This is a genomic window from Psychrobacter immobilis, assembly GCF_904846235.1.
GTDB classification, from domain to species: Bacteria; Pseudomonadota; Gammaproteobacteria; order Pseudomonadales; family Moraxellaceae; genus Psychrobacter; species Psychrobacter immobilis_C.
On sequence record NZ_CAJGZN010000024.1, the window covers coordinates 1 to 14,078 of the forward strand.

Consider the following 14,078-nt stretch of genomic DNA (forward strand, 5'->3'; position numbering starts at 1 on the left):
ACTGGGACTGTGACAGTCGGGGCAGCTGATATCTATTTGTGTCTTCATAACCTCAAATATATCATCTTGCTTTGACTGTCACCCTCCTTTATTTCTTCAGCATACTTTTTGATACACCACCATTTTTCTTAGTTAAATACGACTGTCTTATTACCCGCCACAATCACACGGTTTTGCACATGCCAGTTTACAGCACGTGCTAATACGTTGCGTTCGATATCACGGCCGATAGCACGCAATTCTGTCACTCCTTGGCGATGCGTCACACGGTGTACATCCTGCTCGATGATAGGCCCTTGATCAAGCTCAGCTGTGACATAGTGCGCAGTTGCGCCGATAAGCTTAACGCCTTTATCGTAAGCTTGACGATAAGGATCTGCACCCACAAACGCCGGCAAGAAAGAATGATGAATATTGATAATCTGCATCGGCCAACGTTTGACGAAACCTGATGACAATATCTGCATATAGCGCGCCAATACTAACAAGTCGTTACCTGCCATTAACTTATGGATCTGCTCTTCTGCATCGAACTTATTGTCTTTGGTCACTGGCACATGATGAAAGGTAATACCAAAATTTTGTACTGCTTGCTTTAAATCAGGATGATTGCTGACCACACACGTAATCTCGCAATCCAGCAAACCACGCTGATGTCGCCATAATAAATCTAACAACGCATGATCAAATTTAGATACCAAAATACCGACTTTGGTCTTCGTTGCATTATTATGTAGACGCCAATCCATATCGTGACGCTTGGCAACCGTATGCGCAAAGCTGGCTTCAAAATTCTCGATAATATCGCTCAATCCTGCCAAGGCAAACTCTAAACGCATAAAATATTGACCGCCTTCATGCGCCGTTGAATACTGATCGAGCGTAATGATATTAGCACCATAACGATGAATGAACTCAGAGACTGCCTGTACGATACCCGCCTGATCTTTGCATTTGATGAGCAGCGTGGCTGTATCAATAGCGCTAGGATTCTGTTTGCTCTGAGAAGCTATGGTCGATAATGAAACCGTTTTAGTGTTGTCTGACATAATTCGCCCAATATAAAAAAATGATGACTTATCGCTGAAAAATTGCTGACAGCATAGTAAACCGGTTATTTTAATCTTTTTTGCAATACTTTGCTGAGCGAGTTGGTTGTTTTTGGTTATTTAAGGTGATTTGGTTATTTAGAAAGATTAAGCAAAAACCCCCAACGTAGGGTTGGGGGTTTTTAAATATCACTTTTAAGTATTTGGCAATGTTATTCGACTTTTATAGTTCTGGTAAAACCTGCTCCATTACTCACGACGCCTAACGTAGCGCCTAATTCAAACGCTTGATTAAAGTCTACAATAAAGCTGTTATAACCTTGCGATTGTGTATTTGGACTGACACCATTGATTGATACTGCATAGCTTTGCTGATACGGTGACAGTATCACTTTCGTAGTATCTTTTTCAGCATCGATATTAACACTCAAGCTATTCACACAAGTTGCGTTACCTGCACCAAACGGGCTAGCGTCTGCGATCCAAGGGCTAAATAAGGTATCACCAGAGATATCCAAGTCACCCTCTAAGTATGGTAGCGAGTAATTCAAGCTTTGAGTATTTTCACTCCCGTTCAGGAAAGTTGATGCATCGAACCTTACTTTGACCCAGTTTGAATAACGGATAGGATAGCGAACTTGGAAATCAGCACGTCCTTCTACATCAGTGACAAACGAATAACCATCATCAGCGAGTGTGCCACCAATGATAGCAACTGGGTTAATGGTATCCAGTGCACCATTGTTATTTACATCGTCATCATTATCTAAGATATAGTTATATTCTGGACTATCTTCACTCGTAATCCAATTAGATTGTAATAATACGATAGATTTTTCAGAGAACGTTTTAGGTTCTGGCGTATTGATATTGCCTTCTCCATCTACCGTATTAGCTCCTTGATACGAAGTACTACTATCTAGTAGACACACGCGACCTTGTGCATACTCTACTGCGTAAGACTTGATAGATACCTCTTTGTTGGCCACGGCCTGTCCTGAGCCATCCATAACCGATATCGAGCCATTAACTGTGTAGTAGATGTTGTCAGAAGATATTTTATTAGCAAACGTCAATGTTGTATAAACAGCATCCTTTGATACAGTAATATTAGTAGACTTGCTACCAATATTATTAGGGTCGTTCAATAGTCGAGCATTGAGAGTCACCCCATTAATCGGTGAGCTGGCGTTTGCCAAATACACTACACGTGCCTGACCTTTACTATCAGTGATAGCAGTTGCAGCAGACAGTCTTCCTGCTGAAGAATCGGAAGCACGGCTAAAGACGACTGTCTGACCTTCTACAGGTACGTCATTTTCATCTTTGACAGTTGCTACAAGCTCAGTACTGCTGCCTGGTGTAATAACTGATCTTACTGCTTGGAACAGTATATTAGCTGGCGTAGTTGCTCTAAAACGCGTGTCTACGGTTGTTTGATATTTGAGCTGACCGTTGCTCACCTCACCAAGTACTGTCGCCTGTAATACTGCTGTACCAGCAAGTGGAGAGTTCAGTACGACTGGAACTGTAATAATATTACCTTGAATATTGGCAGCTGTTATCGCTTGAGTCGAGATGACATCATTGTTCGCAAACGTTCCAATCGTTGTTTGTACTTCTAAAAGCTTACCAATAAGTGCATTCGCTTCAGCTGCAGAGTTAGTGCGAACCTGTATATTAATGTTCTGAGCCACATTAACATCGTAAACGTCTTCAATATCGATGAAACTAATACCCGCTTGCGATACCTTAACCAAATCAATGCTACTGGTACTACGTTGCGTGGTCAGTTCTCGCTCACCCACTGCTCTCACAAAGACACGTAAGTTACCATTGCTATCAAAGCTCAAATCACTTTCGTTAACTACAAAGCTAGCTTTACCTTCTGAATCGGTGGTCGCGGTTGCATCACTAGCGATAAGGTTGCCGTCAGTATCAATGAGTTCTACATTGGCATTTGCTATCGCAAGTCCCATCCCATCAGTTAAAGTAGAAGACAGGGTGGTTGTACTGTTATCTTTGAGATTTTTTTCAGATGCTGTAAGGGTGAGTGTTGTGCCAATTGCAGATAAACTCAAAGACTTCTCTTCACGCACTTGCATACTGACATTACCATCTACGTCATATTGTGGCGTGACGATTTTGGCATTGATTACAACACTATGATTGAGGCGTGCATTGATACTGTTAGCTGCTAACAATACACCCACGTCAACCCGACCACTACTATCACTCAAAACTGTACTAGATGTAGTTAACGCGGCACCGCTTGACTCTAAATTTTCGATACTTAACTGTATCGGTACACCAGTAAGAATACCACCCTGACTGTCTGTGACAATAAATGAGGCTTGAGTTTGATCGCCGCCCGTGGTCAAGGTTGGCTTATCAGAAGACGCTATTAACTGATAGCTATCGATCGTAGCGGTATCTACTGCAACGATATAGTTTTGTACTAATGAAGTGTTTTCGGCAGTTGTTGTGGTCGCTGTTAATCGAATACCAGCTTCTAACGTTGCTTGGTTAACGTTAGCACCATCTTCAAGAGTTAAGTTAAAGGTAGCTACGCCATCACTATTGGTAGTAGCAGTACCGTTCGAGATACTGACACCCGTTTTTATAGGGTCATCAACGTTTAAAGTAACTTGACGATTGGCAATAGCACCGTCTGTATTTTCTAAACGAACAAACACTTTGAACGTATCACCTTTGGTATTGACGACTTTATTTGCACCAATAGTAAGACTTTCAGTCGTACCGCTTGGATCAGGAGTTAGTGTCTTAACAGTACTGATTTTTGTAGCAATATTATCATTCTCATCAGTAGCTGAAAATACGACTTTGAAGCTACTACCAATGGCTGATTTTTGCGCATTCGTTAGTCCAGCTGGTACAGCAAGTGTGAAGCTCGCTTTACCTGAGTCATTCGTGGTTTGCGTACCACTGGTTACCAATCTAACCCCTTGAGCTGCAACAGCAGCAGGAAGCGCTAAATAAACCTGCTTATCCGCAATGACATTGTCCTTGCTGTCTTGGGCTATTACCTCAACCTGAGTCTCACCACCATTTAGATTTAGTGAATTTGGTGTGATAGCTATTAAATCAATAGCCGCTTTGGTTGACTGTATATTGAACTGAATATCTTGTTTTTTACCCGTCAATGTCTCAGTTAAGGTAGCCGTTAACTTTTGGTTTTTGAGTGTCGCTTTTTGCTCTGCAGTTAAGTTGCTTGGCACAATAACCGTAAAACTCGCTGCACCCGTAGCGCTGGTTTCGACAATATTATTATTTACACCCGGCTTACCGTTTACAGTTAATAATGCTGCTAACTCTTTATTCGCAAATTCTAATTGGATAGGCTGACCACTGATGCTTATATTGGTATTCCGAGTACTTAATCCAGCGTTCACCACAGCCGTATCACCTTCCCCATTCAATGTATAAAAAGGACGATTATTAATAAGGTTTGGTGAATTTAGTACTGTCAGATCAACTGCTGGCGTTAGTACATCTACTTTTGTGATAGTAGATGTATAAGTTTCCTCTTTTTCGACATACGACAGCTGGTAGTTAATACCTACACGCTTCAGTTCGGTACGCTCTGCTGCGGTTAGCCCTTTTGGAATAGTAACAATAAATGTCGTCTCACCACTAAAATCAGTAGTCGCTGTCGTTTGATTGACTGTAACGCCATAATCGAGTGCGGCTTTACCCAATTGAATAGCAACTGCTTGCCCTTTAACTGCTGTTTGATTGGCTTTATTTGATAGCTTAATGCTAATAGTGCCTTGACCACCAAGCTCACTAATAGAAGGCGTGATGATCTCGCTAAATTCTAAGCTAGTAACCGGCTGTACGACATCAATTTTGTTTTCAATTTTTGCTTCTGTACCATCGCTATCCGTCAAGGTAGCGGTATAAGCAATATCCGACGCCACCAACGACGCACGCTCGTCCTCATTGAGATCTTGGCTTAGATTTACGGTGAATACAGCATTGCCAGCTTCATTGGTTGTTTGTTCATTACCTTGGATACTAACGCCTGCCACATCCTTAATCACAAGCTTGACGTTTTTGCCAGCTGCAACACTACCGTTAGTCAGTTTCGCAGATACTTGAATCGTAAACTGCTTGTCTGTGACAGTGACCACTTTAGGTGAACTGATAGACGTCAATTTAATATCGCTCTTTTCTACAGCCGAGGTAATTTTTACAAGTGAGCTGCTAATACTGCTGCTCGCACCTGAATCTTCGATTGCCTTAGCAGTTAGTACAAAATCTTCGATCACTTCTAGCGCGTCTTTTTGTTTCTGCGTCAAGCCTGCTGGAACCCGAACGGTATAGCTCACCATACCTTTACTATCAGTCACTTGCTCAGAGCTGCCTTCGATACTCAGTAGACCTTGTTGGGTTAAAGCACTAGGTAAGCTTGCTGTTACTTTTTGACCTGTAATAGCACCACCGTTTTTGTCATTGACACGGAAGCTAATGATAGCGCTGCCACCTGAGCTTGATAACTGAACTTTATCACTAGTACCAAAGTTGATCTGATACTGTGCTGCCGGAATAATGACAGAGGCATTGTATCCACTGGTCACTACACCATCAGTATCAGTCAAGCTTACTGTATAATTGATACCTGACTTCACTAGTGCTTCACGTTGAGCTTGAGTCAAATCTTGACTTATCTCTACAGTGAATGTCACATTGCCCGACGCATCTGTTTTTTGCTCGTTATCTTTAATAGTCATGCCTGATACGTTATTAAGCGCTAGCTTAACGACTTTATCAGCTGCAGCGCTGCCATCTTTACGCTTACCTGATACGCTGATCGTGAACTGGTCTTTTAGAACATTCACTACCTTAGGGTTAGTCTCTGAAGTTAATACTGTCAAACTTGACTGAACTTTATTGCTTATGCTGATAGGCGTACTAAGAGCGCTGGTACTAGCGCCTGAAGTCTCGACTAAGTTGGCTGTCAGGAAAAATCCACTGGCCTTTTCTAAAGCTGCTTTTTGTGTAGCCTCTAATCCAGTAGGGATACGAATAGTATAACTTACGATACCTTTGTCATCTGTTGTCTGCGCAGCCGCACTATCTAAAGTCAATAACCCAGAGTCAACTAAAGATTTTGGTAGACTGACTGTGACTTTTTGATTACTTATAACGCCGCCGTCCTTATCATTCACTCGGAAGCTCACAATAGTACTACCACCTGAGCTTGATAGTTGTGCATTACTATTACTGCCAAAGTTGATTTGGTACTCGGAACTCGGGACAGAGGCTTTTACACTGTAGTTTTCAGTGGCAATACCATCGTCATCAGTCAATGTAGCTGTATAAGCAATACCTGTTTTTGCAAGTGCTTTGCGCTGTTCTAAGGTCAATGCTTGGTCTATATTCACGGTAAAGACTGCATTACCAGCACTGTTCGTGGTTTGTTCACCACCTTCAATACTAATGCCTTTTATACTATTAATGGCAAGCTTCACGGTTTTACTGGCGGCCGCACTACCGTCTGGACGCTTGGCAGATACCTGAATCGTAAACTGGTCTTTTAAAACGTTTACGACGCTAGGTGTGGTTTTTGCTGTCAGGACAGTTTTGCTCTTACTAGGGTCAGCAGTCAATAAGACGCGATTACTGCTAGTATTGATACTGGCACCTGAGGACTCAACCAGACGAGCAGTTAATACAAACTCACCTGCTTTTTCGAGTTCTGCTCTTTGTGTAGCAGACAGCCCTGCAGGAATGCGTACCATGTAACTTACGTTACCCTGAGCATCAGTTACTTGACTTGCAGCACTCTCAAGCGTTATTAAACCTTTCTGCGTCAAGCTGCTAGGTAGACTCGCTGTTACAGTTTGGTTGGCAATGACGCCACCATTTTTATCATTAACGCGGAAGCTTAAAGTCGTAACACCACCAGTGCTTAACAGTTTTTCACTACTGCTGCTTCCAAAGTTTAACTTATATTCAGCTACTGGAATAATAACTGGTGCTTTGTATTGCTCGGTGGCTATGCCATCTTCATCTGTTAATGTGATCGTATAAGTAATACCAGACTTCACTAACGCTTCACGCTGGGCTGTTGTTAAATCTTGGCTTACATTGATGGTGAATACTGCATTGCCTGATACATCCGTAGTCTGCTGGTTACCTTGAATACTCACACCTGCTACATTGGTGATCGTCAATTTCACTTCTTTCTCAGATGCCGCACTACCATCTGGACGCTTACCTGCAACTTGTATTTGGAATTGATCCTTCAATATATTGACCGCACTAGGAATGTTTTTCACAGTTAGGATCGTTTCACTTTCAGCCGTTACTTGGATACGCTCACTGTTGATGCTGCTACTGGCTCCTGATGTCTCAGTAACTTTAGCTGTCAAGATAAAGTTACCAATACCTTCTAGCTTGGTTCTTTGTGCAGCACTCAAATTGGCTGGCACACTAACATTATAACTAACCATACCCTTACTATCAGTTATTTGGGCAGCGGCACTGTCTAAAGTTAAAAGGCCAGTATTTACAAGCTCTTGAGGTAGGCTGGCAGTTACTTTTTGATTGGCAACTGCTCCACCATTTTTGTCATTGACACGAAAGCTAATAACAGCTTCGCTACCAAAACTAGAGATTCTACTTTTATTTTTTGTCGCAAACTTTATTTGATACTGAGAATCAGGGATATACGCTTCATTACCATAGGTGTCTGCGGTTACTGCACGATTAGGCTCTGATAAAACCACAGTGTAATTCACACCTTTCTCTACAATTTCTTTACGCTGCTCTGTAGTCAATGTAGAAGCTATGATTAGACTGACCACTGCTTTACCAGTAGCATCAAAGGTAAGAGCCTCTGTACTAAGCCTGACTCCAGCTATCGAATTGTTAAGTTTGATAGTTGCTTTCGCGCCATCGATATTCGTCGGTACTTTAGAGTTTTTGGCAGTAGCTGTAACAGTTAGAGGTTGCTCATCTCCATAAGCATTGAGCAATTCATCTCTACCTTCCACATCCAACACATAATCAGAGGTAGGCAGTCCTATAGATAAATTACCAGTTTCTTGCTTAGTCGCCCCACTTTGCTCTTGGATGCTAATAGCATATGCAATACCTTCTCCTATTAATAAAGCATCGCGCTCAGCTTTTGGAAGATTTTCATCTACCTTTACTTTGAAAACCGCAATACCATCTGTATTTGTGGATTTGCTATTACCGCCTATGATAGAAATACCTTTGATGCTATCAATACCCAAACCAACCGCTACGTCTTTGACGCGAGCACCCTTACTATTTTTGGCAACCACACTAAGGGTTGCTGTATCACCATATACATTTAAGACGTTATTGGAGACCGAACTAGTAGTCAATGAAGTACTTATATCAAGCTCGCTTTCAATGACTTGAGTACCATCTCCACTACCTTGTCTACTAACGGAGACTTTCAGCTCCTGCGGTGCAACAGCTGTCCCATCTGCTTTATTGGCAGTAGCCATTAAGGTAAAGCCGTTTGCGATTAACGCCTCTTTGTCTGCGACTGCCTGTGGGTTAAGTTTTAGCGTGTATACTGCATTACCATCGCTGTCAGTCACTTGAGTGCTTTGACCTTCGATAGTGATACCGTTGGTTTCGGAGCTCACCACCTTTAATGTAACCGCTTTGCCAACCATCGCACCACCTGAGCCTACTTCGGCAGCTTTAACTGTAACATTAAAGATAGCCTGCTCATCAGATAACTCAATGATAGTAGGTGATGTACTGAGTTTCTGTAAGAAAAAATCAGGTTCAATATCTGGTACTTGTTCACCGCCGTCACTACCACTACCGTCCGTTCCAGGCTGCGTAACTCCCCCATTAAACTCAGGTGCAATAGAATCTACGGTGTCACCATCACCGCCTCCACCACAACCCGCTAATGCTAATGCGCAAGTCAAAGAAGTGAGCTGAAACAACTTAGAAGTAAGGGGTAGAGAGCTATATGACATTTTTTGACTCCGCATGAGCAGTAATTTATCTGAGCAAATAAGCAAAAAATCATTACACAGAATCAGAAGAGATTGGTAATGATACATAGATTTACAGTAATACCAGTGTATTAACAGATTGTATTAAATATATAACAGCAACTTTACTGACTTTTGTTATAACTTACAACTAAAAATTAATCTTTACTATTAAACAATCAACAACATAGAGCGCTCATTTCAGGGTATAATAGCCCTCCTTTAATTCGACAGTTATTGTAAAAATATTTGAGTATTCATCTGTTTTATGGTATAAATGTCGGCTTTAAAATTTTCTGAATTGGTCAGCCTGTTATTTGCCTTTAGATAGCAGCAAAACCAGCTCAACCTTCATATAGTTTTGTTTGGTGCAAAGCTGCCGCTTGCTGTGTCCATGCCGCAAAAACGTGCAACTTGCCCAGACTGGTATGAGAAAAACTCATACCTCATAGATTAGGAGTTCGCCATGTCTCGAGTTTGCCAAGTGACTGGAAAGCGCCCTATGGTGGGTAATAATGTTTCGCATGCAAACAACAAAACCCGTCGTCGCTTTCTACCAAACCTTCACAACCATCGTTTTTGGGTAGAGTCTGAAAACCGCTTTGTACGTCTACGTGTGTCTACCAAAGGTATGCGCATCATTGACAAACTTGGTATCGATAAAGTGTTAGCGGATCTACGCGCACAAGGTCAAAAAGTTTAAGTTAAAAATAGCAGCTGAGTGATGACTCTCATCATTTAGGCTGCTGTTTTGCTACATTAATTGTGGCAACTCATTCTTTGAGACACGTACCTATCGTTTGAAGACCCCTCATTTACAGGAAAGCTATCATGAGAGATAAAATTAAATTAGTATCAACAGCTGGTACTGGGTATTACTACACCACTACTAAAAACAAGCGCACTATGCCTGGCAAAATGGAAATCAAAAAGTTTGATCCAAAAGTACGCCAGCATGTGATCTTTAAAGAAGCTAAAATCAAATAATCTCCATTTTATAAATGGTACTATTTGAACAAAAAAAGGGTTTATCAATTGATAAACCCTTTTTTTATGGCTGTAGTTTGATGTTGCTAAGCTATATCTTCAATCATTCGCCTTGACCAGTATTTACTTTAACTGGTGCTCAAAAATAACCAAAGATTAGCTGTAGTGTGTTGGTTCCTTGTCATATACATGCGCATGCCACTTACTCATCTGCTTTTGCATAATAACCTGAATCGCAGCATGAATCATGTGTTGACCAATGGCTTGAGTGTCACTACCAAGTAGCTCTTTTAGCTTGTCAGAAAAATCAATAGTCATCAGCGGCGCTTCATCTTGTTCAGCATCACGCAACAACAATCTACCATCATCTGCTTCCACCAACTCTAACGTGGTTTCTTTGGCAAACCCTGCAAATTGATCGCTACTTTCGTTGTCTACTTCTATATCGTTATCGATATCATATGGCATTAATATGTTCCTTATTATCCCGTTTAGTACTGGTAGAGAAACTAGTCATTGCAAAGCAGTTATTTATTGAAAACAAACTCATTCGGCAAATCTATCATCTTACAGTAACGCGGGTAAATCTGTCTTACTCATACAATGGACGCTTTAACACTAGAATTCAAGGGCTATCACATAAGTCTTCACTATAAAAACAAACCTAGATACCTTGCAATAAGGACACATTAGCGCCAATAGCGCAGTTTCGCTAACGTAAATAAGAAAGCAACGAACATCCCAAGGTAATAGACCAGCTTTAGCTCAAGGGTGGGATCACGGTATTTAAAAGGCAGGGCAACAGTCGCCGTGGCAGTCGGAAGTATCAGTAACATCAGCAGCCAGTTTTCAATGACGTTTAGCCAACCCTGTAAATCTGTCCCGTTACGCAGTGAAGCGAGCCCCATCAGAAGACAAGCTATGATTAAGCTAGTAAACAGGCCATTTGGTAAGTCTTTAGGATAGATAATTTTAGCAATACTGGCTGGTACGATTCTCATATAAAATTCCAGTCATGCTTGTAGAACATGGCTTAATGATTAAAAAATATAAAATATTACGACGTTATATAAGCGTGAATAAACAATATAAGCGTGAATAAACAATATAGGCGCGAATAAACAATACAGGCGCGAATAAACAATACAGGCGCGAAGAAGCATTATATTTATAGCGACATAACTTAACTGTAAGTACCCATCAGCCATAGCATTGATATACAAGAGGTCAAATAGCCCAAACTAATCGCATTCCAACTCTCGATATGCAGGTCTTTAACTTTATTAAGTATGCGAGAGCCTACCCAAAAAAACAGCGGAATACCTAACATAAATGCAGGCACAATGACTGCAGCGTGACGCAGCACGGTTTCGACGTCATCACCTACCATCAGGCGAAAGCCATAACCTGCCAAACTAAGTACAAGTGCAAACATAGCTAAGCCAATAGTGATACCTCTAGGCACCAAACTGCGCTGCGGTGTTTCACTTTCAAGTGACTGCCTTGCCTGCTGATTCAACGTTTCATGAGAGTTTACTTGCTCAGAAGGTTCTGTTGAACGGCTAGAATTGTTTGTGTCCATATTTCACCTTTACGTGACTGACCGTTATATAGAGTTGATTCAATTTAAAAGAGATACAAGGCAACTGAGTGCAGATGTATACGTGATACTTCAAGCGAGGTTAACGCTGTAGCTCTTTTATGGAGTATTAACTATATAGTCATAAGTTATACAGCACATTCTAATATTATTATTGTATGGCTAATAGCGTTTATTAACCATACAAAACTCGCTAGCTGTTGTTGGCTAATAACAACTCTGCGCGCATCTCATCGATAGCCGCTTTATAATCTTCTTTATTGAAAATTGCAGAACCAGCAACGAACATATCAGCACCCGCTTCAGCAATCGCACGTATATTACTGGCTTTGATACCGCCATCAACTTCCAATCGAATATCTCGACCACTAGTAATAATACGCTGACGTACCTGACGAACTTTATCTAAAGTACTATCGATAAACGACTGCCCACCGTAGCCCGGGTTCACACTCATTAATAAAATCTGATCTACTTTATCCATGACATAATCAAGATAATGTAATGGTGTCGCTGGATTCAATACCAAGCCACACTCTGCACCGCCATCTTTGATCAGTTGAAGTGAGCGATCGATATGAGCGCTGGCTTCTGGATGGAAGGTAATGATACTAGCACCCGCTTCCAAAAACTGCTCAATCATACTATCGACAGGTGAAACCATCAGATGGACATCAATTGGCGCTTTAACACCATAGTCACGCAACGCCTTACAAATCATGCTACCAAACGTCAAATTGGGTACGTAATGATTATCCATCACATCAAAATGAATCACATCGGCACCCGACTCTAGTACCTTCTCCACTTCTTCGCCCAACCGCGCGAAATCAGCTGAGAGTATCGACGGTGCAATAAGATAAGGTTTAGCAGGACTGTTCATAATTGAGCTACCTAATTCATGTTTATATAAGATATTGATAAATTACAAAGGAAATTTCAAGCGGCTCACCTATACTGCAAGCCTTTCATATACTGATGTTAAATACTTAATTATCTAACGCTGCTTATATTGAGTTTTGCAATAAGCACGACCAACTTCAAAAGAGCGCTTTGCCTCATGCTTGGTAGCGCGATTGCTCACTCTCTGACGCCATAAGCGAAAAGATGACGGCTTTAACTCTTGGCGCATGAGTTTGATAACCCCAGTCTCATCGAGACCGTAGCTATGCTCTATAGCGCCAAATGGCGTTCTATCTTCCCACGCCATCTCTATCACACGAGATATTTGAACATCATCAAGTACTCTATCGCCAGCGTCGTTGACGGTTTTTGCAATCAGCTCGTCTGACTTAACTTGAGACACTTCATCACTACAATCAATGTTACGTTGTTTGTTTTGTAGAGCAGCATCCATATCAGCTTGCATAGTCGCTTTTGTAGAGCTCGTATCTGCTGACTTATTCTTTGAATTAGAAGCTGTCAAATCTTGATAACTTGCCATAAAAATCACCTGTTGAGCATGAATGGAATAGCGAAAAATGTATCACGGTCATCTGCAGGACATCTTAGCTCATTTGAGCCATATGCCAATGATGTTCGATATGATCATTAATCACCGTTTGGATAAAATAATAGCTGTGGTCATGCCCCGCTTGATAGCGTAATGTTAAGGGCTGTTTGGCTTTTGCACAAGCGTCTTGTAGTTTAGAGGTCTGTAGCTGACCTTCTGCTAAGAAGTTATCAGCTGCGCCTTGATCAACCAAAATGCTCGAATACTGCTGACCGACCTTTTCAATCATCTGTGAGGCATCCGCTTGCGTCCATAGAGCCTTATCATCGCCGAAGTACTCTGTATAAGCGGCTTGCCCCCATGCAGACTCACTAGCCGCACATACTGGCGATAAAGCCGATACGCTGACAAACTTACTTGGGAACTTAAACCCTAGCAACAGCGCACCATGACCACCCATTGAATGTCCTGTGACACCGATGCTGTGAATGGGAAACTCTGAACGTAGTAAGTCATATAGCTCATCAACGATGTAGCTTTGCATGTTGAAGTTGTCTGACCAAGGCGCTTGGGTCGCGTCAACATAATAACCTGCACCTTGACCGACAAAATAGCGATCGTCGTTTGGTACATCGCTGTCTTCACTACTTCTAGGTGAGGTATCAGGTGCGATAAGTATCATACCAAGCTCGCTACATTTTTGCTGAAAATGCGCCTTATGAGTGACATTATCAGCATTACATGTCAAACCTGATAAATACAATATCGCAGGACAACGTCGTCCAGCCAGAGCTTCGTCAGGTAGATAAATACTAAACGTCATAGAGGTTTTGGTAGACGTCGACTCGTGACTATAATAATGCTGCTCACCGTTGAAACAGCGATTCACACTTTTTTGGGTAAGCTGTTTATTGTTAGATAAACTATGACTATAGGAATTTTGCATGAGTGATATCCTTTTATTCAAAATAGAACCA

The 14,078-nt window shown here is 41.6% G+C and carries 10 protein-coding genes; 2 read left to right on the forward strand and 8 right to left on the reverse strand.

The window, feature by feature from the left end; genetic code table 11:
- Positions 1 to 128: 128 nt before the first annotated feature.
- Positions 129 to 1,049 (reverse strand): formyltetrahydrofolate deformylase, encoded by a 921-nt coding sequence (purU, locus tag JMX07_RS12430; RefSeq protein WP_227684835.1) that lies wholly within the window; start codon positions 1,047 to 1,049, stop codon positions 129 to 131.
- A 212-nt stretch (positions 1,050 to 1,261) separates the two neighbouring features.
- Positions 1,262 to 9,043: a beta strand repeat-containing protein gene (locus JMX07_RS12435; protein WP_201608250.1), complete on the reverse strand. Its 7,782-nt coding sequence runs from the start codon at positions 9,041 to 9,043 to the stop codon at positions 1,262 to 1,264.
- 484 nt (positions 9,044 to 9,527) lie between these two features.
- On the opposite strand from JMX07_RS12435, the gene rpmB reads away from it, so the two are divergent.
- Together rpmB and rpmG are read left to right on the forward strand one after the other, a co-directional pair.
- The gene (gene rpmB, locus JMX07_RS12440; protein ID WP_057761372.1) at positions 9,528 to 9,764 is read left to right on the forward strand and encodes a 50S ribosomal protein L28; all 237 of its coding nucleotides are present in this window, start codon (positions 9,528 to 9,530) and stop codon (positions 9,762 to 9,764) included.
- A 128-nt stretch (positions 9,765 to 9,892) separates the two neighbouring features.
- Positions 9,893 to 10,048 (forward strand): 50S ribosomal protein L33, encoded by a 156-nt coding sequence (rpmG, locus tag JMX07_RS12445; RefSeq protein ID WP_010201403.1) that lies wholly within the window; start codon positions 9,893 to 9,895, stop codon positions 10,046 to 10,048.
- 156 nt (positions 10,049 to 10,204) lie between these two features.
- Here rpmG and JMX07_RS12450 read toward each other — a convergent pair whose 3' ends face one another.
- From JMX07_RS12450 to fghA, 6 genes are all read right to left on the reverse strand, one after another.
- Entirely contained in the window at positions 10,205 to 10,516 is a 312-nt protein-coding gene (locus tag JMX07_RS12450; RefSeq protein WP_101205798.1) for a hypothetical protein, read from the reverse strand.
- A gap of 221 nt (positions 10,517 to 10,737) precedes the next feature.
- Positions 10,738 to 11,049, reverse strand: a complete 312-nt coding sequence (locus JMX07_RS12455; protein WP_058024609.1) for a hypothetical protein — start codon at positions 11,047 to 11,049, stop codon at positions 10,738 to 10,740.
- Between the two features lie 182 nt (positions 11,050 to 11,231).
- Positions 11,232 to 11,630: a hypothetical protein gene (locus JMX07_RS12460; protein ID WP_227684836.1), complete on the reverse strand. Its 399-nt coding sequence runs from the start codon at positions 11,628 to 11,630 to the stop codon at positions 11,232 to 11,234.
- A 211-nt stretch (positions 11,631 to 11,841) separates the two neighbouring features.
- A complete protein-coding gene (gene rpe, locus JMX07_RS12465; protein WP_201608252.1) occupies positions 11,842 to 12,531 on the reverse strand; it encodes a ribulose-phosphate 3-epimerase in 690 nt (229 codons plus the stop codon).
- A 114-nt stretch (positions 12,532 to 12,645) separates the two neighbouring features.
- Complete coding sequence (locus JMX07_RS13715) at positions 12,646 to 12,927, reverse strand: TIGR03643 family protein (protein WP_371547594.1); 282 nt, start codon at positions 12,925 to 12,927, stop codon at positions 12,646 to 12,648.
- A 229-nt stretch (positions 12,928 to 13,156) separates the two neighbouring features.
- Positions 13,157 to 14,047, reverse strand: coding sequence for an S-formylglutathione hydrolase (fghA, locus tag JMX07_RS12475; RefSeq protein WP_201608254.1), 891 nt, complete (start codon positions 14,045 to 14,047; stop codon positions 13,157 to 13,159).
- Positions 14,048 to 14,078: the final 31 nt, after the last annotated feature.